General features: G+C 34.8%; 22 protein-coding genes. 1 reads left to right on the forward strand and 21 read right to left on the reverse strand.

Going from position 1 to position 23,350, the window contains the following annotated elements; genetic code table 11:
* Nucleotides 1-219: 219 nt before the first annotated feature.
* From ftsY to FS935_RS06350, 13 genes are all read right to left on the reverse strand, one after another.
* The gene (ftsY, locus tag FS935_RS06290; protein ID WP_146946732.1) at nucleotides 220-1,221 is read right to left on the reverse strand and encodes a signal recognition particle-docking protein FtsY; all 1,002 of its coding nucleotides are present in this window, start codon (nucleotides 1,219-1,221) and stop codon (nucleotides 220-222) included.
* A 14-nt stretch (nucleotides 1,222-1,235) separates the two neighbouring features.
* Complete coding sequence (gene smc / locus FS935_RS06295) at nucleotides 1,236-4,802, reverse strand: chromosome segregation protein SMC (protein ID WP_146946733.1); 3,567 nt, start codon at nucleotides 4,800-4,802, stop codon at nucleotides 1,236-1,238.
* 302 nt (nucleotides 4,803-5,104) lie between these two features.
* Nucleotides 5,105-5,848 carry a ribonuclease III gene (rnc, locus tag FS935_RS06300; protein ID WP_146946734.1) on the reverse strand — a complete coding sequence of 248 codons (744 nt, stop codon included), beginning with the start codon at nucleotides 5,846-5,848 and terminating at the stop codon, nucleotides 5,105-5,107.
* A gap of 207 nt (nucleotides 5,849-6,055) precedes the next feature.
* Nucleotides 6,056-6,289 carry an acyl carrier protein gene (acpP, locus tag FS935_RS06305; protein ID WP_146946735.1) on the reverse strand — a complete coding sequence of 78 codons (234 nt, stop codon included), beginning with the start codon at nucleotides 6,287-6,289 and terminating at the stop codon, nucleotides 6,056-6,058.
* A 118-nt stretch (nucleotides 6,290-6,407) separates the two neighbouring features.
* Complete coding sequence (gene fabG / locus FS935_RS06310; protein ID WP_146946736.1) at nucleotides 6,408-7,148, reverse strand: 3-oxoacyl-[acyl-carrier-protein] reductase; 741 nt, start codon at nucleotides 7,146-7,148, stop codon at nucleotides 6,408-6,410.
* Nucleotides 7,149-7,150: 2 nt separating this feature from the next.
* Complete coding sequence (gene fabD / locus FS935_RS06315) at nucleotides 7,151-8,092, reverse strand: ACP S-malonyltransferase (RefSeq protein WP_146946737.1); 942 nt, start codon at nucleotides 8,090-8,092, stop codon at nucleotides 7,151-7,153.
* An 18-nt stretch (nucleotides 8,093-8,110) separates the two neighbouring features.
* On the reverse strand, nucleotides 8,111-9,109 hold the full coding sequence (plsX, locus tag FS935_RS06320) for a phosphate acyltransferase PlsX (protein ID WP_146946738.1): 999 nt from the start codon (nucleotides 9,107-9,109) through the stop codon (nucleotides 8,111-8,113).
* A 12-nt stretch (nucleotides 9,110-9,121) separates the two neighbouring features.
* Nucleotides 9,122-9,694, reverse strand: a complete 573-nt coding sequence (gene fapR / locus FS935_RS06325; protein WP_146946739.1) for a transcription factor FapR — start codon at nucleotides 9,692-9,694, stop codon at nucleotides 9,122-9,124.
* Between the two features lie 168 nt (nucleotides 9,695-9,862).
* Nucleotides 9,863-11,908 carry an ATP-dependent DNA helicase RecG gene (recG, locus tag FS935_RS06330; RefSeq protein ID WP_146947084.1) on the reverse strand — a complete coding sequence of 682 codons (2,046 nt, stop codon included), beginning with the start codon at nucleotides 11,906-11,908 and terminating at the stop codon, nucleotides 9,863-9,865.
* Between the two features lie 4 nt (nucleotides 11,909-11,912).
* Nucleotides 11,913-12,791, reverse strand: a complete 879-nt coding sequence (sdaAA, locus tag FS935_RS06335) for an L-serine ammonia-lyase, iron-sulfur-dependent, subunit alpha (RefSeq protein WP_146946740.1) — start codon at nucleotides 12,789-12,791, stop codon at nucleotides 11,913-11,915.
* A gap of 44 nt (nucleotides 12,792-12,835) precedes the next feature.
* Complete coding sequence (gene sdaAB / locus FS935_RS06340; RefSeq protein ID WP_146946741.1) at nucleotides 12,836-13,498, reverse strand: L-serine ammonia-lyase, iron-sulfur-dependent subunit beta; 663 nt, start codon at nucleotides 13,496-13,498, stop codon at nucleotides 12,836-12,838.
* A gap of 426 nt (nucleotides 13,499-13,924) precedes the next feature.
* Nucleotides 13,925-15,595 (reverse strand): DAK2 domain-containing protein, encoded by a 1,671-nt coding sequence (locus FS935_RS06345; RefSeq protein ID WP_146946742.1) that lies wholly within the window; start codon nucleotides 15,593-15,595, stop codon nucleotides 13,925-13,927.
* A gap of 17 nt (nucleotides 15,596-15,612) precedes the next feature.
* Nucleotides 15,613-15,975: an Asp23/Gls24 family envelope stress response protein gene (locus tag FS935_RS06350; protein WP_146946743.1), complete on the reverse strand. Its 363-nt coding sequence runs from the start codon at nucleotides 15,973-15,975 to the stop codon at nucleotides 15,613-15,615.
* Between the two features lie 279 nt (nucleotides 15,976-16,254).
* On the opposite strand from FS935_RS06350, the gene rpmB reads away from it, so the two are divergent.
* A complete protein-coding gene (rpmB, locus tag FS935_RS06355) occupies nucleotides 16,255-16,443 on the forward strand; it encodes a 50S ribosomal protein L28 (RefSeq protein WP_046514638.1) in 189 nt (62 codons plus the stop codon).
* A 229-nt stretch (nucleotides 16,444-16,672) separates the two neighbouring features.
* Here rpmB and spoVM read toward each other — a convergent pair whose 3' ends face one another.
* The 8 genes from spoVM to rlmN all read right to left on the reverse strand — a co-directional run bounded on the left by spoVM (nucleotide 16,673) and on the right by rlmN (nucleotide 23,350).
* Nucleotides 16,673-16,753, reverse strand: coding sequence for a stage V sporulation protein SpoVM (gene spoVM, locus FS935_RS06360; RefSeq protein WP_003328987.1), 81 nt, complete (start codon nucleotides 16,751-16,753; stop codon nucleotides 16,673-16,675).
* A gap of 155 nt (nucleotides 16,754-16,908) precedes the next feature.
* Nucleotides 16,909-17,553: a thiamine diphosphokinase gene (locus tag FS935_RS06365; protein WP_146946744.1), complete on the reverse strand. Its 645-nt coding sequence runs from the start codon at nucleotides 17,551-17,553 to the stop codon at nucleotides 16,909-16,911.
* Nucleotides 17,554-17,628: 75 nt separating this feature from the next.
* On the reverse strand, nucleotides 17,629-17,805 hold the full coding sequence (locus tag FS935_RS23600) for a hypothetical protein (protein WP_168714468.1): 177 nt from the start codon (nucleotides 17,803-17,805) through the stop codon (nucleotides 17,629-17,631).
* A gap of 99 nt (nucleotides 17,806-17,904) precedes the next feature.
* Nucleotides 17,905-18,558 carry a ribulose-phosphate 3-epimerase gene (gene rpe / locus FS935_RS06370; protein WP_146946745.1) on the reverse strand — a complete coding sequence of 218 codons (654 nt, stop codon included), beginning with the start codon at nucleotides 18,556-18,558 and terminating at the stop codon, nucleotides 17,905-17,907.
* A 1-nt stretch (nucleotide 18,559) separates the two neighbouring features.
* Nucleotides 18,560-19,444, reverse strand: a complete 885-nt coding sequence (gene rsgA / locus FS935_RS06375) for a ribosome small subunit-dependent GTPase A (protein ID WP_146946746.1) — start codon at nucleotides 19,442-19,444, stop codon at nucleotides 18,560-18,562.
* A gap of 77 nt (nucleotides 19,445-19,521) precedes the next feature.
* Nucleotides 19,522-21,495 carry a Stk1 family PASTA domain-containing Ser/Thr kinase gene (gene pknB, locus FS935_RS06380; RefSeq protein WP_146946747.1) on the reverse strand — a complete coding sequence of 658 codons (1,974 nt, stop codon included), beginning with the start codon at nucleotides 21,493-21,495 and terminating at the stop codon, nucleotides 19,522-19,524.
* A complete protein-coding gene (locus tag FS935_RS06385; protein ID WP_146946748.1) occupies nucleotides 21,489-22,247 on the reverse strand; it encodes a Stp1/IreP family PP2C-type Ser/Thr phosphatase in 759 nt (252 codons plus the stop codon). The genes pknB and FS935_RS06385 overlap by 7 nt, the downstream gene beginning before the upstream one ends.
* 5 nt (nucleotides 22,248-22,252) lie before the next feature.
* Nucleotides 22,253-23,350 (reverse strand): dual-specificity RNA methyltransferase RlmN, encoded by a 1,098-nt coding sequence (rlmN, locus tag FS935_RS06390; protein ID WP_439116622.1) that lies wholly within the window; start codon nucleotides 23,348-23,350, stop codon nucleotides 22,253-22,255.

Consider the following 23,350-nt stretch of genomic DNA (forward strand, 5'->3'; position numbering starts at 1 on the left):
ATTCTACATATGTAGCTTTTTCTTGTCAAGTATAAACTATATGAAGTCTATTTAGGTAAGCTTTGTTGCTTTAAGTAAAAACATATTATCCTTAAACAAGTACTTTTTTTGTAATTTAAACAGAGGATACAATTTAGACTCCGGATAATATTGAATCTAAAAATAAAAAGTCAAATTTATACAATGTAGAAAAACATTATACAAACTTGACTTCTTTATCTATTCTTCTTTTTCCTGTTCTTCAATAATCTCTGAGAAAAGACCATAAACATATTGATTTGTGTTAAATTCTTGTAGATCATCCATTTTTTCACCTAAACCGACAAATTTAACCGGAATATCTAATTCACCTTTAATTGCTAACACAATTCCACCTTTTGCTGTTCCATCCAGTTTTGTTAGTACAATACCTGAGACATCAGTTGCTTGTGAAAATTGCTTTGCTTGAGTCATTGCATTCTGTCCAGTTGTAGCATCTAAAACAAGTAAAACCTCATGTGGCGCTCCAGGTATCTCTTTTTCAATAACACGTTTTACCTTTTCAAGCTCCTTCATTAAATTAACTTTATTTTGGAGTCTTCCAGCAGTATCACATAGTAGCACGTCTACTTTACGGGCTTTAGCTGCTTGTACAGCATCATACATTACAGCAGCAGGATCAGAACCCTCAGATTGCTTAATAACGTCTACTCCAACGCGTTGACCCCATACTTCAAGCTGCTCAATTGCACCTGCTCTAAAAGTATCGCCAGCAGCTAAAAGGACAGAATTTCCTTCGTTCTTTAGCTTGTGAGCTAATTTACCAATAGTTGTTGTTTTGCCAACACCATTAACTCCAACAAATAAAACAACATTTAAGCGCCCTGCTTCAAGATTTAAGCTGTTAGATTTCTCCTCATCCTCATCACCTTCATAAATCTCAACAAGCTTCTCAGAGATAACTGACTGAACCTCTTTTGTATCTTGGATATTTCGTCGTTTAACCTCCATTTTCAGCTCATCAATCAGATCCATTACTGTTGCAACACCAACATCTGCGCTTATAAGAAGCTCCTCAAGTTCCTCAAAAAAATCTTCATCAACTTTTCTATATTTTGCTACAAGATCATTCATCTTCCCTGCAAATGAATCTCTTGTTTTAGTTAAACCATCTTTAAATTTTTCTGTAACAGAATCTGTTTGCTGTGTGATTTTTTCTTTTAATTTTTTAAAAAAGCTCATACATACTCGTCCCTTCAACTAGATTGTACTAATTCTTTTGTTTCTTCAAGTCTAACAGATACAAGCTTAGATACTCCTGATTCTTGCATAGTTACACCATACAAGACATCAGCTTCTTCCATTGTTCCTTTTCGATGCGTTATAACAATAAATTGAGTTTCATGACTGAATTTTTTCAAGTACTGAGCAAAACGATACACATTTGCTTCATCCAATGCCGCCTCAACTTCATCAAGTACACAAAATGGAACAGGACGTACCTTTAAAATTGAAAATAAGAGTGCAATGGCAGTTAAAGCACGTTCCCCACCTGATAGTAACCCTAGATTCTGCAACTTTTTCCCTGGAGGCTGAGCGACTATGTCAACACCAGTATTTAGTATATCTTCAGGATTAGTTAATTTCAGCTCAGCTCGTCCACCACCAAATAGTGCCTGAAAAACAGATTCAAAATGTGAGCGAATGGCATTGAAGGTTTCCTCAAATCGCTTTATCATTTCTTCGTCCATTTCATCAATAACTTGGTATAGAGTATCCTTTGCTTCTAATAGGTCATCTTTTTGTTCTGTTAAGAAATTATACCGCTCTGATACACGTTCATATTCATCAATCGCTCCTAAGTTTACCGTTCCTAACTCATCAATTGCAAGCTTAATTAGCTTCACTCTTTTTCTAGCATCATTAACATCTATCTCTAAAGTATACTGCTCTTTAGCACCTTCGTATGTTAAAAAATATTCCTCACGAAGATGATTTAAACGGTTATCTAATTCAACATCTAAACGATTCAGCTTAACTTCTTCATCCTTTAATATATCTCGTAACTGTTTATCTTGACGTTTTAATTCTTTCAATTCTCTTTCTTCATTTTCAAGCTTTTCCTGAAGTTGAAGACGTTCTTCTCTTCTACTAGCTATTAACTCAATGGTTTTCGTTTTATCCTGCAGCTTCATTTTTGCTGCTTCTTCTAATTTTTCCTCACCTGATGAACTAGAATTCATTTCATTTGAAAGCAACGAATAATCATCTGTCGTTTCTTCATATTTTTGTTCTGATTGTGAAAGCTCTTCATGAATTCTTTCAACTTTTTCCTTGTGATTTTCATAAACTTGTTGCTTGCTAGCAAGTACAATTTTTAATTCGGTTAATTCGTTCTGCAATTCATCTTTGGATGTTTGCTGTGATGTTTTCTTTTTCGACAATGAATCGATTTCTGCATCTAGTTTAACTAATTTCTCAGCAATACTTTGTATATTTACTGAAAGCTCGTCTTTTCGTTTTGCATTCTTCACCTTTTCTGAATCAAATGATTCTAACTCAGCGTCATAAATTCTTAAATGATCATTTATATTTTTTTCATTTAATTCAATCTCTCTTATTTCACTTCTAATCTTCTGTTCTTCTAAACGCAGCTCTTCCCCGGTAGCACGTAACTGCTCTTGTTCTCTTTCTTTATTTTGGATAGCTTGTTTGATAGACTTTACATCTTGTTCAAGCTCCGCTGTTTTTTCATCCATTACAGCTAACTTACCTACAAGTGTTTCTAACTCACGTTGACGACTTAATAAAGAGTTATTCTTTTGCTTTACTGCTCCACCTGTCATAGATCCACCAGGGTTAACAACATCTCCCTGAAGAGTTACAAGTCGATAGCGATAATTCATCAGTTTAGCAATCTCATTTGCACCTTTTAAATCTGAAGTAACAATTACAGTACCTAGCAAATTTCCGATAATTGATTTAAACTGTTGATTATATTTCACCAAATTTGTTGCAACACCAACAAAAGCTTGGTGATTCTGAATTGTTGTAAGATCATGAGGGTTTATTGATCTTTCTTTCATAACAGTTAAAGGAAGAAAAGTTGCTCTACCATATGAATTAGATTTTAAAAATTGGATAGCTTTTCTCGCAGAAGCTTCATCTTCAACAACAACATGTTGCATAGAGCTACTTAAAGCAATTTCGATTGCTGTTTCATATTCTTTTGCTGTAGACACTAACTCTGCAACTGCCCCATGAATGCCAGGAATCTGATCCTTAGCCTTTAATACTTCCTTTACACCTTGAAAGAAGCCTGCATAATCTTCTTGCATTGATTCTAGAACTTCTTTACGTGACCGCGATTGTTGCAAAAGCTGATATGCTTGATATAAAGCAGATTCTTTCTTTTGATAAGAATTTTTTAGATTATCTAGCTTGTTTGATAAATCGCGAAACTCTTTTATCTGATCTGATAACTTTTTCTCTATTAAAGAATAATTTTCTTCTATTAGCTTTTTCTTTTCATATATTTCTTCACGTTCAGTTACATAACGTTTGTTAGAATCTAACAGTCGTGTATTTTTACGTTCTTGTTGACTCAATTGTTCATCTATATAGCTAATTTCATTACGAGCTGATGCTTGTTCATTTAGTAGCTCAAAGTACTCACTTTTCAAACCTTCAATTAATTCTTCCATATTTTGATCATATGTTGAAAATAGCTTTTGCTTTTCGGCTAATTGGTGTTTGATGGCTTTTAATTCACTTTCACTGCTATTTAAGAAAGCTTCCTGCTCTCGTTTATCTTGCTTCAACAGAGAAATACGCTCTTTTAGCTCTTCAATCGTTTTTTCTAATTGAGCCTTATTTTGATGTGCATTTTTCTTACGTTCTTTAAGGACTTCTTTACGTCCTTCTAGTTTCTCAAGTTCCTCACTAGCTAGTAATAAAACCTGTTGAAGGTCATCAATAGAATCGTCCAGTGCAGTTAAATGATCTTTCATCTTTTCAACATCCGCTTCACGCTTTTGCATCATAGCTGACAGATTTAGCTCTTGATCCTTACCCACCTCAACAGATTTCGAAAGTGATTCATATTTTTCGTGCAGCTCTTCAATTTCATAAACCGTTAAAGCAACTTCTATCTGCTCTAGTTCTTTCTTTTGTTCAAGATAATCCTTAGCAATAGAAGCCTGAATTTTCAATGGTTCAACTTGAACTTCTAGTTCGTGAAGAATATCTTGTACACGGTTTAGATTTTCTTGTGTTTCTGCTAATTTATATTCGGCTTTCTTTTTACGGGATTTATATTTTAAAACACCTGCAGCTTCTTCAAAAATGCTTCTTCGTTCTTCAGATTTACTACTTAAAATCTCTTCTACCTTGCCTTGACTTATAATTGAAAATGCCTCTTTACCTAATCCGGAATCCATAAACAAGTCAACGATATCCTTTAAACGACATCCTTGTTTATTAATAAAGAACTCACTTTCACCTGAGCGAAAAACACGTCGTGTTACACTCACTTCATGGTAATCTATAGGTAAAAATTGATCTGTATTATCTAAAGTAAGTGTAACTTCTGCTACATTAAGGCCTTTTCTCGAATCACTTCCTGCAAAAATGATATCTTCCATTTTTGCTCCACGAAGAGATTTAGCAGATTGTTCACCTAACACCCATCTTATACCGTCTGTTATATTACTTTTGCCACTTCCATTAGGTCCAACTACCGCTGTAACTCCATTAACAAAATCAACTGTTACTCTTTCAGCAAAGGACTTGAATCCTACAATATCCAATCGTTTGAGGAACATTGTGATCCTCCTTACTATTCTATTTATGTTTTTTCCTTTGTTAAACTATCTTGTTTTATATAATTTATTAGTAGATGTGTAGTACAATTTGAAAATATTTATACAACAAGTGTTTTAATTATCCTATTATTTTTGAGAAATAATAATTCTTAAATATTTTATCATAATATGTCGAACCTAGGTGATAACTTTATAGATATTTAATCTAAGAAAAAAGGACAACTCGTTATTTGTATAATTCCCTTAACTAAAAAGAAGTGTTTAGGGTTACACGTACAAACGAGCCTGTCCTTTGAAGAAATTTATTTATTAATTTGTTGCAATTTTGATAATGCCTCTTGAGCTGCATGCTGTTCTGCTTCTTTTTTAGATTTCCCGCTTCCTGTCCCAAAAACCTCGCCATTTAACGAAACAGTTGATATAAATTCCCGATTATGAGCAGGGCCTTTCTCTTGCAAAATTTTATACTCTAACATACCTTTAGTATCACGTTGTACAAGCTCTTGTAGTTGGCTTTTAAAATCCATCACATGAGAAAAAGCACCTTCATCCACTTTCGGAATGACAAACTGGTCTAAAAATTGCACTGCAGCTTCTAAGCCTTGATCTAAATATAAAGCACCAATAAATGCCTCAAATACATCTGCTAGCAATGCTGGACGAGCACGACCACCTGTCATCTCCTCACCTTTACCTAGCAGGACCAAACTTCCAAAAGAAAGATGATTTGCAAATGCTACTAACGATGGTTCACAAACAATCGCAGCACGCAATTTAGTTAATTCACCTTCACTCATCATGGGATATTTTTTGTAGAGATATTGGGATATCGTTAGTTCTAAAACTGCATCTCCTAAAAACTCCAACCTCTCATTATCTTCATATGGCTTTTTACGATGCTCATTTACATATGATGAATGTGTAAATGCTTGATATAGAAGTTTTTCATTCTTAAAAGAATGACCTATACGCTCTTGAAATTTTTTAAATTCCTCTGCTTTTTTTGCAAAGGTTCTTCTTTCTTTATAATTAATATTTCTTGCCATAACATAGGAACCTCCATTTTAAAAGCGAAAGCTACGCCTTAGATAAGTCACTTCATAATTGAAGGGAAATTCCTTGAATTATGGAGTGGCTTATGTCAAGTTAAACTTTTCATTTAATCATATTCTCAACTAACTTTTCCCCAAATTTAAAAGAACGTTAAAAAGGGTTAAAGTCCCGTAAAACTACGGGACTTTTAAAGCAACATATTATTGTGTGCTATTTATGTAGTTAACAGCGTCACCCACTGTACCGATCTTTTCTGCATCTTCATCAGAAATTTCCATATCGAACTCATCTTCAAGTTCCATAACAAGCTCAACTACATCAAGGGAATCTGCACCAAGATCATCTTTGAATGATGACTCTAACTTTACTTCAGCTTCATCAACACCTAAACGGTCAACGATAATCTTTGTTACACGTTCTAATACATCTGCCATTTTACTTCACCTCCCCTCAAGTATTATAGTGTATTTCATTTTAAAAAACTAGGTTTCATCTTGTATTTTTCGATGAAAGATAGATAATTAGCTACTAAATTTTAATAGCTAAGATCTATTACATGAACATTCCGCCATTAACATGCATTGTTTGACCTGTAATATATTTGCTTTTCTCAGAAGCAAGAAATGTGACTAAATTTGCAATATCACTTGGTTCTCCTAATTTTGCGAGTGGAATTTGTTTAAGCATTTCTGATTTAACTTCTTCTGACAGTTCATCTGTCATATCTGTTGTGATGAATCCAGGTGCTACAGCATTAACATTTATATTCCGTGATGCTAATTCCTTAGCTGTTGTTTTTGTTAAACCAATTACCCCAGCTTTAGCTGCAACATAATTTGCTTGCCCAGGATTCCCACTCACTCCCACGATAGAAGTTATATTAATTATGCGACCATTTCTTTGCTTCATCATTTGTCTAGTTACGCCTTTTGTACACAGGAAGACACCTTTAAGATTTGTATTGATAACATCATCCCATTCATCATCTTTCATTCTCATTAAAAGATTATCACGTGTTATCCCTGCATTATTAACCAAAATATCTAATGAAACAAATTCCCCAATAACTGCTTTTATCATCTGTTGTACATCATCTTGGTTTGAAACATCTGCTTTAATGGCAATTGCCTGTCCACCATTTGCTTTAATTTCATCTACAACTTCATTTGCTTTTGCTTCATTTCCAGCGTAGTTAACAGCAATACTAGCTCCATTCTGAGCTAAATCTAAAGCAATAGCTTTTCCGATCCCTCTGGAAGCACCTGTAACAAGTGCAACTTTGTTATTTAACATGACTATTCCCCCTTAAGTTTCTCTATAACAGATGTCATCGTTTCAATATCATAAATATTATGTACAGTTGCTGAACGATCTATTTTTTTAACTAACCCTGTTAAAACTTTTCCCGGACCAATCTCAATAAAAGTTGTCACACCTTTATCAAGCATAGCTCTTACTGATTCTTCCCATCTAACAGGAGAGTATAACTGTTTTACTAGTAACTCTTTAATTTCTTCTTGATCAACAACAGGCATTGCTGTGACATTGGCAATAATAGGTTTATAGGCTGCATTAAAATTTAATTCAGATAGAACTTTACTTAGTTGTGACGCTGCTGGCTTCATTAACTCAGAATGAAAAGGTCCACTAACTACTAAAGGTATTGCTCTTTTTGCTCCCTTTTCTTTAGCTAAAACTGAAGCTTTTTCAACTCCCTCAGTTGTTCCTGAAATAACAATTTGACCTGGGCAGTTTAAGTTTGCTAATTGTACAGAATCACCAGCTTTAGAAATCTCTTCTGTAATAGCTTCTAATTCTTCTGATCCCATACCTAAAATAGCAGCCATAGCTCCTTTACCAGAGGGAACTGCTTCTTCCATAAATTCACCACGTTTTTTTACAGCAAAAACTGCATCCTCAAAGCTTAAAACACCAGCAGCAACAAGTGCAGTATATTCACCTAAACTATGACCTGCTAGGTAATCAGGGTTAATATTATACTTTTTCAAGCCTTCTAAAATAGCAATACTTGTTGTAAGTAATGCCGGCTGAGCATTAAAAGTTTGTGTTAATGTTTCCTGAGGTCCTTCAAAAATTAATTCTGAAAGATTTTGAGTTAATTTTTGATCAGCCTTCTCAAAAATTAACTTCGCTTCCTGGATTTGGTCAAACAGTTCTTTCCCCATTCCAACTGTTTGAGATCCTTGTCCTGGAAATAAAAATGCGATTTTTGACATACAAAAAGCCCTCCCATTTTATGCTTTGTTACTTGAATTTGCTTCTAATGAATTATAAATTGTTTCAGAAACATTGTTAGCTACCATATCACGAGTCTGGCGAATTGCATTATAGATCGCATTAGCATCAGAAGAACCATGTGCTTTAACAACAGGTGCTTGTAAGCCGAATAGGGCAGCACCACCATATTCTGAATAATCCATCTGCTGTTTAATCCCTCTTAGTTGAGGTTTTAACACACCAGCTGCTAGCTTCGATTTAAGGTTACTAGTTAAAGCTGATTTCAACATTGAAAACACAGATAGTGCAGTTCCTTCTATTGTTTTCAATGCTATATTCCCTGTAAATCCGTCTGTAACAATAACATCTGCTACACCACTCATTAAATCACGTGACTCGACATTACCGACAAAATTAAGGTCCGTATGTTTTAATAACTCAAAAGCTTGTCTAGTCAATTCATTACCCTTTTTATCTTCAGTGCCAATATTCAACAAGCCAATACGTGGGTTTTTAATTCCCCGTACTTTTTCTACATAGATTGAGCCCATTATTGCATATTGCTGAAGATGCTCTGGTTTTGCATCCACATTCGCTCCCACATCTAAGAAAAGAAATCCATCACCGTTTAAAGTCGGTAGTGTTGGTGATAATGCCGGCCTTTCAATTCCTTTAATTCGTCCAACAACAAATAAACCAGCTGTCATCAGAGCACCTGTATTTCCAGCTGATATACAACCGTCTGCACGTTTTTCCTTTACTTCATTAGCCATTAATACCATCGAAGAATTTTTCTTCCTTTTCACTGCTCGAACAGGTTCATCAGTGCCTTCTATCACTTCATCAGTATGTATAATTGTAATTCTAGTAGAGTCTGTTAGGAATTGTTTTATTTGATCTTCTTTCCCAAAAAGAGTCACCTCTAAATCAGGAAATTCAGTTATAGCTTTCATAACTCCTTCTACCACTGCTTGAGGAGCATTGTCTCCGCCCATTGCATCAATTGCCAATTTCATTTTTATCGTTACCTACCTTTGTGTTGGATTTGAACGAAACATTTCAAATTCTCCAGAAAAAACCAATTCATTCACTACATAACTATTTACCTCGATAAGCGTTCTTCTATTTTCAGAATCATTTTTAATAATCTTTGCTTTTGCAATAACACGTTCGTTTTCTTTTACCTGTCTAGTAAAATGAATATTTGCTTTAGCAGTAAGTGCTAATTCATCATTAATCATCGCAACAGCTAATGAATTTGCTTGAGCAAATAAATGGTGACCACGTGCAATTTGATTACGACTAAAAACATGTTCTTTTTTTATTTCTAATATTGAAATGGCAGATTCATCTAGCTGAAGATCTATAATATCACCAATTACTTCCTCTATTGGTAGTGCTTTAACTTCATCATCTAGTTTTTTCTCTGCTACATGCTTAATTCGTTCTCTTAATTCAGGAATAGATAATTCTAGACGATCTAACCTAATCGTCTGAATACTAACTTGAAACTTTTCAGCAAGCTCTTCATCTGTGATAAATGGAGTGTTCACTATTGTTTCCTGTAGTAATAGTTGTCTATCTTTTTTGTTTTTTTTCATAATATTTATGACACCGTCCGAACTATTAAGACTAGGTACTAATAGTAGTATATAGATAAAGAAAACAGATTGCAAGACAAATGCAATCTGTTTTTAATAGGTAATCTGTTTACAAACATAGTCTTAATAAGGTATATACCGTACTTTTTAGAATCTAATTTAAGTCTCTCAATCTAATTTCTCTCCATTAAGGATACCAGAGTGAGTTAACTGAATTCTTAAACCAGCATATTTTTCATCTTTCCAAAACGCATCTGAGCGCACTAGTTCTACAGCATCTTGTCTTGCAACCTCTAATGCACGATAATCGTGCACCATATCAGCAACTTTAAACACAGGCATTCCACTCTGTTTTTTCCCAAAGAAATCTCCAGGTCCTCTAAGCTCAAGATCTCTTTCAGAAAGGACAAAACCGTCATTTGTTTCCGTCATAATCTTCATTCGTTCTTTACCTGTTTCCGATTTTGGATCTGCAAGTAAAATACAATATGATTGTTCGCTACCTCTTCCAACTCGTCCACGTAGCTGATGAAGCTGTGATAAACCAAAACGCTCCGCATCATAAATCACCATTGTCGTAGCATTTGGTACATTTACCCCTACCTCTACAACAGTTGTTGATACTAATACATGAACATCATTTTCACTAAAGCTTCGCATTACAGCATCCTTTTCATCTGAGGATAGCCTACCATGCATAAGTCCCACTTTATATCGATTTTGAAAAAATTGAGTTAGCATACTATGAACATCCAACGCATTTTGTACATCTAACTTCTCAGATTCTTCTATTAAAGGACATATTACGTATGCTTGACGTCCTTTTGCTATTTCCTTTTCAATAAATGTCAATATTCGATCTAACATATCTGGTTTAACCCAATATGTTTCAATTGATTTTCTACCAGCAGGTAACTCATCAATAACTGACACATCCATTTCACCAAAAGCAGTAATAGCAAGAGTTCGAGGAATAGGTGTTGCTGTCATAAACAAAACATCGGTGTTTGCTCCCTTTTCTCGAAGCATTCGTCTTTGTTCAACACCAAATCGATGCTGCTCATCTGTTATCACTAATCCTAGTTTATGAAAATGGATTTCATCTTGTATTAGAGCGTGAGTACCTATTAATAATTGAATATCATTATTCTTCAGTCTTTCTAACAATTCTTTTCTTTTCTTTCCTTTAACAGAGCTAGTTAAGAGAGCAATGTTAATTTTAAATGGTTCAAACAATTTATATAAAGACTCGGCATGTTGTTCTGCTAGTATTTCAGTTGGAACCATTAATGCTCCCTGATATCCTGAAAGTATAGTCGCATATATTGATATTGCTGCTACTACTGTTTTACCTGAACCAACATCTCCCTGTAGCAGTCTATTCATCCGATAAGGTGATTTCATATCATTCAATATTTCATCTATCACTCGTGATTGTGCACTTGTTAGAGGAAAAGGCAATGCTTTAATAAATAGATTTAGATCATCTTGTGAATATTTCTGGGTCAACCCTTTAGATTGTTCTCTTTGTACCTTTCGTAAAGCCTGCATTTTCAATTGAAACAATAAGAATTCTTCATAAACAAATCTTCTTCTAGCTTGTTTTAAATTTGCCTGTTCAATTGGAGCATGCATTGTTTGAATAGCAACTTTTCTTGTCATAAGTTTGTATTTTTGTAAAAGCTCGGAAGGAAGCATCTCATCGATCTCTTCGAAATATTCCTTCATAGCAATTGAAATGAACTTTCTCATTCCTTTAACCGTTAACTTCCCTTTTACAGAATAAACTGGCTCTATTCCAGATGCTTCCTTTTTCGGTCCGAAATTAACTTCTTGAGCTGTTATTGTTTGTCTATTCTTATCCCATTTTCCAGTAACAGTAATTGTTGAATTCAGAATAAGCTTACTTTTAAAATAAGGTCTGTTAAAACACACAACGGAAAGTAAATATCGACCTACTAATAATCTAAACGTGAGTCTCGAACGTTTTTTCCCAAAGTAAGTAAGAATCGGTTCACTGTGTATAACACCTTCAACAGTAACACGTTCATCATGTTTAACTTCTTCTAAATCTTTTAGACTATTGTCATCATAACGATAAGGAAAATACTCAATTAAATCATTAATCGAATAAATCCCCATATCGTGCAATAGAACTGCTGTTTCTTCTCCTACTCCTCTTAAATGAGTAATTGGTTCTACTAGTCTATTTATCACGTTATTTTTGCGAATCCCCGAAAATCTTGGTCTTAAGTTGTTGACCAGTAGGAGTCGCTGCTAACCCCCCTTGCGCTGTTTCTTTTAAAGCATTCGGCATCATTTGACCTATTTTAAACATTGCATCAATTACCTCATCACAAGGGATTCTACTTGTAATTCCTGCTAAAGCCATATCCGCCGCAACCATTGCATTCGCAGCTCCCATAGCATTCCTTTTCACACAAGGTACTTCTACTAATCCAGCAACAGGATCGCAAACGAGTCCAAGCATATTTTTTAAAGTAATTGCCATTGCAGTTGCCGCTTGACGAGGTGATCCACCTGCTAATTCGACAATGGCAGCTGCTGCCATGCCAGAAGCAGATCCCACCTCAGCTTGACACCCCCCAGCTGCACCTGATATTGAAGCATTGTTGGCGATAACAAAACCAAATGCACCTGATGTAAATAAATACTCAATCATTTCTTTTCGGCTAGGATTCAACTTATTTTTGACAGCAAAAAGCGTACCTGGAACAACACCCGCTGAGCCAGCAGTTGGTGTGGCACAAATCGTTCCCATTGCTGCATTTACTTCGTTAGTCGCAACTGCTTTACTTACTGCATCAAGGATCGTGCTTCCTGATAGAAACTTCCCTTCATCAATATAAGATTGTAAAAGTACAGCATCTCCTCCAGTTAAACCAGAATGTGATTTAACTCCAGCTAAGCCTCTTTCAACCGCTTGTTCCATAACAACTAAATTACGTTCCATTTGTGCCATAACATCTTCACGTGTTCTATTTGTTACTTTACACTCCTGTTGAATCATTATTTCCGCAATTTTGACGCCTTTATTCTCAGCTAGTGAAACAAGTTCCTCCACATTTCGAAACATAATGATTTCTCCCCTCTAAATGCATTTACAATCATTCTGTAAAGCTAATCATCTATTTTAGTTACTTGTAATATATTTGGTAAGGTTTTTAACTCTTCTAAAACGTCTTTACTTAAATTTTGATCTGTTTCAATTGTCATCAATGCTAGCTGACCAACTTCTTTTCTGGAAACATCCATATGCCCGATGTTAATTGCATGTTTTGCCAGTATATTTGCAACAGAAGCAATTGCACCGTAACGATCATTATGAACAACCAAAATAGCTGGATGATTTCCAGAGAGCTTCAATTCAAAACCATTAAGCTCAGTGATTTCAATCTTTCCACCACCGATTGATACTCCAACTAACTCTAATTGTCCGTAATCATCACCTATAATCAATCTTGCTGTATTAGGGTGATCTGTAATGGCATCTTCTTCAATAAAGGATACCTTTATTCCCTTATCTTTCGCTATTTCTAAGGATGATTTTATTCGTTCATCATAGGTATCGAAATCCAACAAACCACCAATTAGCGCAATATCTGTTCCATGACCACGATATGTCTGTGCAAAAGATCCATATAGCGAAATCGTTGCCCATTTTGGTTCACGATCAAATAAGGTTCTTGCTACCCGTCCAATTCTTGCCGCACCCGCTGTATGGGAGCTAGATGGACCAATCATAATTGGACCAATAATATCAAAAACACTTCGATATTTCATTGCTAATCCTCTCCTCATTTTCATATCATTAAAGGTAACAGAGTGAAACAAGCGTATTAAATTGATTTATAAATATAAGTGAATTTAATGTATTTAGTATTTAAAAACATTCTAATTCTTAGTTTAACAGATTTTACTCTTAACGGTACTTAGACAAAAATAACTAAGAAATATTTATTTATTCACATTTTTCAATGAATTAATAAAAAACAAAAGAAAACCCGACACGTGGCCGAGTTTTCTTTTGTTTTTTAATTAGGCTGTTTTCGTAAACTTTGTTGCTTTTGTAATTCCAAGTAATCAACACTGTATCAAGAATGCTGACATCTTTTCTTCAAAGATTAGTACCTTATTATGCAATAACAACAATGGTCCAACTGTATAATTAGGGCAATTAGCAACAATCTTTCAGAAAAGAGCCTTTAATTATTCTACTGAGAATATATAAGAATACAGAGGCTGTTCACCTCTATGAACCTCAACCTCGACATGATCAAATTTCTCTTCAGCAAACGTTACAAGTTTTTCAACTTCTTCATCATTTGCATCTTCACCTTGAATGATTGTTAAGATCTCGTCATCTTCAGTAATCATTTCAGAGAGAAGTTTTTGAGAAGCTAATAATTGATCACGTTCAGTCAAAACAATTTTCCCATTTGAGATTCCCATAAAGTCACCTTTTTCAATATCAAGGCCATCTATATTGGTATCTCTAACAGCAAATGTAATTTGACCGCTCTTTACACTACTTAAAGCATCAACCATTGTCGACTCCACATCACTTGGCTCAGCAGTTGGATTGAACGAAAGTAGGGCCGCCATTCCTTGTGGAACAGTTTTAGAAGGAATAACAATTACATTCTCATCTACTACAGAAGCAGCTTGCTGTGCCGCCATAACGATGTTTGAATTGTTCGGTAATATAATAATATTATCAGCATTAACCTCATGTATGGCTTTCACGATATCCTCCGTACTAGGATTCATCGTTTGACCACCTTCAATGACCATGTTTGCGCCAATACTTCTAAATAATTCTGCTATTCCACTACCCATTGAAACTGTTACAATGCCAAACTTACTTCTTTCTTTTTTTGTATCCTGCTTTTGTGGAACGGACTTTTCTACTTTTTCACCAACGATATCTGTATGCTGTTGACGCATATTTTCAATCTTCATGTTAATGAGATTACCATATTTCTGTCCATATGATAGTACATCACCTGGGTGTTCAGCATGAATATGTACTTTAGCAAGATCATCATCAGATATAACTAACAAAGAATCTCCAAATTCACTTAAATCATTACGGAAAACTTCTTCATCAAAAGTTTTTTTACCATCTTCAAAGCGGACCATGAACTCAGTACAATAACCAAACTCGATATCTTCTGTATTCATATGACCTTGAACATTTTTATGATGTTCAGCGTTTACAAGATCATCCATTGAAAGTCTATTTGCATTAATTTCTAACTTTTCACCTTTTAAGATAGCCAAGAATCCTTCATAGACAAATACTAATCCTTGTCCACCACTGTCCACAACACCAACTTCTTTTAAAACAGGAAGAAGATCAGGTGTACGCTTCAAAGAAGCTTCAGCTTCCTTTAATGTAATTTCCATCAATTTATCGATTGATGACTCAGTTTCTGAAGCGATTACAGCAGCTCTAGCAGCATCTTTCGCAACTGTTAAAATAGTCCCCTCAACAGGTTTCATAACAGCTTTATAAGCAGTATCCACACCAGCCTGTAGTGCATCCGCAAATTCAATAGCTGTAATTGTTGCCTTTGATTCTATAGATTTTGAAAATCCTCTAAATAATTGAGATAAGATTACTCCAGAATTACCTCGAGCACCCATAAGTAAGCCTTTTGATAACGCTTGACCAACCTTACCAATATGATCTGACTGATGGTTGCGAACTTCTTTAGCTCCTGATGTTATCGATAAATTCATATTTGTTCCAGTGTCTCCATCAGGAACTGGAAAAACGTTAAGTGCATCGACTAATTTTGCATTATTCGATAGGTGGTCTGCACCTTGCAAGATCATCTCTGCAAAACGCTTACCATCTAAGGTTGTAATTGACACAGGTAATTTCCTCCTTACTATGGGTTCGAAACACGAACTCCTTGTACAAAAATATTAACGGAATCAACAGAAAGTCCTACTGTTTGATCTAACGTATATCTTACTTTCGTTTGCACGTTATGTGCGACCTCAGAAATTTTTGTACCATAGCTGACAATAATGTACATATCAATATTAATTGAATCATCATCTTGGCGAACAATAACACCTTTGCTAAAGTTCTCTTTTCTAAGAATCTCTGTGAAGCCGTCTTTTATTTGATTCTTTGATGCCATTCCAACAATACCGTAGCAGTCGATTGCGGCACCGCCCGCAACAGTTGCAATGACCTCATTGGATATATCAATTTGTCCGTACTTAGTTTTTAATTCAATGGACATGATGGTTCCCCCTTTGGAATTGTTCGCACTGGCTATAGCTATTTTACTATAAGCAACTTCATTTTAAAAGCGATTATAAGTCCGAAGTGAAAAAAGCAGACATCCTTATTATTATACAACAACATCAAAAATACTATGTCAAGGAAAAATTCTTGAAAGGAGTCCATCAGAAGTATTGCATTCTAATGGTAGTTATGATAAATTATTAAAGTATCTCATGGCTATGTACATGACTATCGTAAAATATGTAAGGTTTTTTTGTAGTAAGGAGGGAATAACATGGCACGTAAATGCGTTGTTACTGGTAGAAAGACACGTTCAGGTAATTCACGTTCTCACGCGATGAACGCTAACAAACGTACTTGGGGAGCAAACCTTCAAAAAGTTCGCATCTTAGTTAACGGTAAACCTAAAAAAGTATATGTATCTGCTCGCGCTTTAAGATCTGGTAAAGTTGAGCGAGTTTAATTTATTTTAAACTTACTTGATGAACTTCAAAAAGAAGGTAGCGAAGCTATAAAACTTTTATTCAAATAAAGATTTAATTGCTTAACGATCAGCTTTTTGAAAGAACCTATAAAGCAGAAAACATGAATGATAGCTTATCTTAGTGGCTAATTGCTACTTTGTTTCATATTCATACAATATTAAACGAATAAGCTAAGAAAAAAGCACCGAACATAACGGTGCTTTTTTCTTAGTCTTTTTTAAACGAACCGAGCATCGCTCGAACTATTCCTCCTAAAAACTTCGGTAATTTGATCGTATAAAATTTCATTGTTTCCCTCCTCAACCAAATCGATTAAACAAGTTTTTGCTAGCTTGTTCAAAGGTGTTTTTACTACGTCATAATCAAAATATAAATCAGTTCTCTAGCATTATATTCAAGTTTTTTAAAAAAATGACGCCTATAACCACTTTGGACAAACAATGCTAATCACAGCTTCTTATCATTATTAATATGCCATCTTCAAAAGAAAAAGTACCTACTTCATGAATGAGTTCATTACTAATACATAATGTTGACCCTAATCCAATATGACAATTTTTTAAAGGATACTTAAAACCCTCCAATGTTATTCCCTTCACCTCTATGCTTATCGGGATAAATGATGTATATTTTTTATCTCTGTCTTTCTTTATTGTATATGTACCAGGAGTATGAAGCGTGATACGATTTTGTTGATCTATTATTTCTATTTCTGTTTCACTTTTTATTGAGTGAATTAACAGGTGAATATTTGCGAATAAGTGGTCAATTCTCCCGCCTGTTGCGCCAAAAATTTTAATACTTTCCGGATTTTGATTAATCGACCATTCTAATGCAATTTCTGTATCTGTTTTATCTTTTTCCGGAGAGAAGATTGCGACTTCTTCAATACAATCTACCAGTTTGTCCATTTCCGAAGAAGAAATTGAATCAAAATCTCCAAAGGCATTTTGAATTGGTAACCCAAATTCCTTTAAATATGTCACTCCTCTATCTACACCTATCCATGTAACATCTTCAGTATGGAAATCTTCTAAATTTACTAAATCGTCTCTAGGACCGCCTGCAACAATTGCAATTATCTTCATTGTTTCTCCTTTACTACTTTCCTTAATAAAATTGATATGAAAAAAGCCTGACATATAAATATGTCAGAGCTTGGTTTAAAATGAGCTATCATCATAGTCATACCTAAATCCATCATTTTGAGCAGAAGAATTTTTGTCTAACTTCTTTAATACCGATTCATACTGTTCTATTTCTTCGTAATCAGTACTATTTATAGCTGCTGTCTTTAATGCTTGTTCAATGATAGCCAAATCATTTTTTGAAACGTCCATTAAAACCCTCCTTTTAAAATTTCGACTTAAATCTAGTCTATATTAGGATGGGAATTAAATCGTTTTTTATAAATTTTTTTAAGAATCTTATTTCTTGTGTTATATCGTTGCTTTCTTTAAATCTTGAATCGCTTTACGTCTATCAGCTTTATTAAAAACTGCAGAACCTGCGACAAGAACAGATGCCCCTGCATCAACAACTAGCTTAGCTGTTTCTTCATTAATTCCACCATCAACTTCAATCTCAATAGATAAGTTTCTAGTTTTGATTATATCAGACAATTGTTTAATCTTTGGTACTACTTGAGGGATAAAAGCTTGACCCCCAAATCCTGGATTAACAGTCATTAACAACACCATATCAATATCCTCTAACACATGGAGAATTGATTCAATCGGTGTATGAGGGTTAAGAACAACACCTGCTTTTATACCTTGGGACTTAATCAATTGTATTGAACGATGTAGATGCCTGCATGCTTCAACATGTACAGTAATGATATCTGCACCTGCATTAGCAAATTCTGCAATATATAAATCAGGCTGTTCAATCATTAAATGCACATCAAGTGGCAATTTAGTAATAGGACGAATTGCATTAACTATTAATGGACCAATTGTAATATTTGGAACAAAATGACCATCCATAACATCTACATGAATATAGTCAGCACCAGCATGTTCTACTTCTTTAATCTCTTCTCCCAATTTTGCAAAATCTGCCGATAAGATTGACGGAGCTATCTTTATCATATTAGTACCTCGGCTTTCTATCTTTTATTTCTTCTAAAAATGTTACATAATGGTCATACCTATACTGTGGGATCTCTCCATTATCTAGCGCTTGTTTTACAGCACATTTTGGTTCTCTAATATGTGTACACCCTCGAAATTTACAGTCACTGCTTCTTTCTCTCATTTCAGGAAAACAATATGATAGATCTTCTACCTCTATTCCAGTGAAATCGAGCGAGCTAAATCCCGGAGTATCTGCTACAAACCCTGTACCAACAGATATTAATTCAACATGTCTAGTTGTGTGTTTTCCCCTACCAAGGTGTGATGATATGTCGTCAGTTTTCAAGTCTAGATCCGGCCTTAACACATTTAATAAAGAAGATTTCCCAACACCAGATTGACCAGCAAATACAGAGATATTATTTTGTAAAAGTGGTAAAAGATCTTCATCAACAGTTGACTCTACGGTTGATGTTAACAACACTTTGTACCCTATATTTTCATAGTCTTTTGCGTAATTGTGAACTTTCTTTTTCACTTCTTCTGAAGAAATAAGATCTGACTTACTAATGACAATGAGTGGCTCAATATCATTAGCCTCTATAAGTACAAGAAAACGATCTAAAAGAGTTGGACTAAAATCTGGTTCAACAGCAGAAAATACTAGTATTGCTTGATCTACATTGCTTATTGGTGGTCTTACTAGTTCATTCTTTCGCTCAAATACTTCAAGAATATAACCTTCTTGATCATTTTCCGCCTGATATTTCACCTCATCTCCTACTAAAGGAGAAATATTATTTTTGCGGAAAATACCTCGACCTCTACACTGAACTAATCTACCTTGATCTTGCACATAGTAAAAACCACTAAGAGCTTTTACAATTTTCCCTTGTGGCATGGATAACCTCCTCGATGGTATTTCACCATTTGATTTCTTAATAAGGTAATCATAGTTATCTAAATTTAAAATATCAATTAATCGACTGGATAGGGTATTGTTTTAGAAGTAACAACCTTATTATCAACAATAATTTGATAAAACGCACTTTCACTAGGATTAATCAGGAATTCTAGTTTTCTTTCTTGGGTACTAGTTATTTTAAAGGTATCGTATGGTTCAGAGATTGAATTTTCAGCATCATCAATTAATATTGACACTTCTAATTCCTGACCTTCTTCAGTTGGTTCATATGGAATGACAACTGTTTCTGACACAGTTTTAGGCGGCTTAGCTTTTGGACCTAGAGAATAAACAAGAGATAGATTCGTTCCCTTTTGAACCTCCTCACCAGCACTTGGTGATTGCGAGATAATTTGACCTTCTGGTACTTCTTCTGAATGGACCTCTGACACACTTGCGTTAAATCCTTCTGAACTGATATACTCATCAACCTGGCTTTTCGTTTGCCCTTTCAAGTCTTTAACTTTAATAAGCTTCGGACCAGCACTAACAGTAAATTCTATCGTATCTTCTGAAGGTATCACATATTCTCCTACCTCAGGGTCTTGAAAAAGAATAGTTCCAGCTTGTGCAGAGTCATGTGTTTCTTCTTTCACTCTAATATCTGTGAACCCATTCATTTCAAGTATTGATTTTACCCGATCAATATTTCTGTCAACATAATCATCTAATAAAACTTTTTCTTTACCAGTGCTTTCGTGTATGATAACTGTTGAACCTTCTTTTACTACCGTATTCGCTTCAGGATCTGTCTTAATAACATAACCTTCTTCTATTTCTTCATGAGCAACTAGTTCTGGATCACCAACTTCAAAACCAGCTTCATATAAAATACTCACAGCATCTTCATAAGATTTGTTTGTTACATCTGGTACTTCAATATCCTTTGGCAAGAATAGTGATGGAATGACTGTAACAGCAGCAATAGCAGCAAGTCCCAGTATCACAAAAAGAGTAATAATAAAAACAGCAAGTTTACTTTTTTTCTTTTTAGGCTTTTTGGTCTTTTTTGTTTGCTTATTATTATCATGAGTTTGATTATTAACTGGTGGACGTACTAGCGTATCATCCAATTTGTTTTTTTCAATCGTGTCATTCGTAATAATCGGTATGGCTTTAGTCGCTTCATCGTCATCAGGAATGGTAAAACGTTGTTCTGAAATTCTACTCACTTCAAATACAGTTTCTAAGTCTTTTTCCATTTCTTCTGTAGATTCATAGCGATGAAATGGATCTTTAGCTGTTGATTTTAAAATTATATTTTCCAGGCTTTGTGGAATATCAGGATTCCATCTTTTTGCTGATGGTGTTTCAGACTGTAAATGCTTCAGGGCTATCGATATAGCTGACTCCCCATCAAATGGTAGACGACCTGTTAAAAGTTCAAATAACACAATACCTATCGAGTAGATATCTGACTTTTTATTAGCTAGTCCACCTCTTGCTTGTTCAGGAGAAAGATAGTGTACAGATCCTAGTACAGAGTTTGTTTGTGTAATAGTTGTTGAACTTAATGCCATAGCAATTCCGAAATCTGTCACTTTTACATTTCCATGATGATCGATTAAGATATTATGAGGCTTTATATCTCGATGAATGATTTGATTATCGTGTGCATGTTGAATAGCTGATACAATTTGAACCATGATATTTACTGCTTTTCTTGGATGTATTGGGGCAAATTGTTGGATATATTGCTTTAATGTTTGTCCCTCTACGTATTCCATCACTATGTAATAAACTCCGTCTTCCTCACCAACGTCATATATACTAACAATATTAGGGTGAGCTAGACTTGTAGCAGACTGCGCTTCTCTTCTAAAGCGTTTAATGAATTCATCATCGTTGGAAAAATCAAAACGTAATACCTTCATTGCTACTTCTCGTTCTAGAATCATATCTTTAGCTAAATAGACATTTGCCATTCCGCCGCCGCCAATTACTTCTAGAATTTTATAACGACCACTGATTCTTTTGCCAATTAACACGGCTCTTCACCTAATTCATCATGCGTCGCCTTTTTGATAACAACTAAAGTAATATTATCCTCTCCACCATGATCATTTGCTAATTGGACTAATGTAGTTGCTGTTTTTGAAAGATTATCAATATTTGTTAGTTCTTTTTCCATTGTTTCGTCTGTAACTTTGTTTGATAGTCCATCTGAACATAGTAAAAGAACATTATTTTCTTCAAATTCAATCGTTTTCACATCTAGCTCTACTGTCTGTTCAGTACCTAGTGCCCTTAATAGTACATTTTTCCTTGGATGATGTTCTGCGTCTTCCTTAGAAATTTGACCTGATTTTACTAATTCATTTACTAGAGAGTGGTCCTGTGTAACCTGTTTATAGCCACTATTATTTAATAAATAGCAACGGCTATCACCAATATGACCTATTGTCGCAAAGCTAGATGTCACGATTGCACCAACAATTGTTGTGCCCATACCTTGACATTCAGGGTTCTCAATAGAATGCTCATATACAGCTTTATTTACTACTGCTACCTTATCTCTAAACCAAGTTTCAGCATCTTGTGGTCCATCAATTTTCTCAACTTCATTCCATAATGACTCGAATGTTGAGATTGTCATTTGGCTCGCAACATCTCCAGCCAAATGACCTCCCATACCATCAGCTACAATGGCTAAAATCCCAACATTATTTTCAAATACACCAACACAATCTTCATTATGCTGTCTTACTTTTCCCCTATCAGATAAATAAGCTCGTTCCAAAGCGGTCACCTCGTCTCCTCTTTACGCTCCTTAGCTCGTAGTTGTCCACATGCTGCATCTATATCATGGCCTTGTTCTCTTCTTGTTGTTACATTTAGACCATGCTTTTTAAGCGTATCTTCGAATAATGTAATTTGTTCTTTTGGCGTACGTACATAATTTCTTTCAGGAACATAGTTTACTGGAATTAGATTAATATGACATTTTAACCCTTTTACAAGTCTAGCTAGTTCTTCAGCATGTTCAACTTGATCATTTTCTCCACCAAATAAACCATACTCAAAACTTACTCGTCTACCTGTTTTATCAACATAGTACTTAATAGCTTCCATTAAATCTGGTAACTTATATGCACGATTTATCGGCATAAGCTTAGAACGCAATTCAGAATTAGGCGCGTGCAATGAAATGGCAAAGTTAATTTGTAATTTTTCATCCGCGAACTTGTAAATTTTGGGAATAATACCACTTGTAGATACAGTGATATGACGCGCACCAATGTTTAGACCATTATCATGATTGATGATTTTAAGGAATGACATCATTTCATCGTAATTATCAAAAGGTTCACCTATACCCATTATCACAACATGACTTACTCGTTCTTCAAATTCATCAAGAGCCTGCTGTACTTTTACAACCTGGGCCACAATTTCTCCAGCTTCTAGATTTCGTTTTAATCCACCTAAAGTTGAAGCACAGAAAGTACATCCAATTCGACAGCCCACTTGAGTTGTTACACAAACAGAATTCCCATATTCATGTCTCATTAAAACAGTTTCAATTGAATAACCATCATGTAATTCAAAAAGAAACTTTATTGTGCCGTCCTTTGATGTTTGTTGAATCAGTGTTTTAAGAGTTGTAAGCGTAAAGTTATCATTTAATAATGTTCTTAAGCTTTTTGATAAATTTGACATATCATCAAAACTTGTAGCTCGTTTAGTATATAGCCATTCGAAAACTTGATTTGCTCTAAACGCTTTTTCTCCATTATTTTTTAGCCAATCCTCTAATTCATGTAATTCTAAAGAATAAATCGACGGGTTTGCTTTACTTTCTTCGTTGTCTTTCTTCGTTCTCGTTGTTTTTGCTTGTTCCAA

The sequence above is a fragment of the Metabacillus litoralis genome, from assembly GCF_007994985.1.
GTDB lineage: Bacteria > Bacillota > Bacilli > Bacillales > Bacillaceae > Metabacillus > Metabacillus litoralis.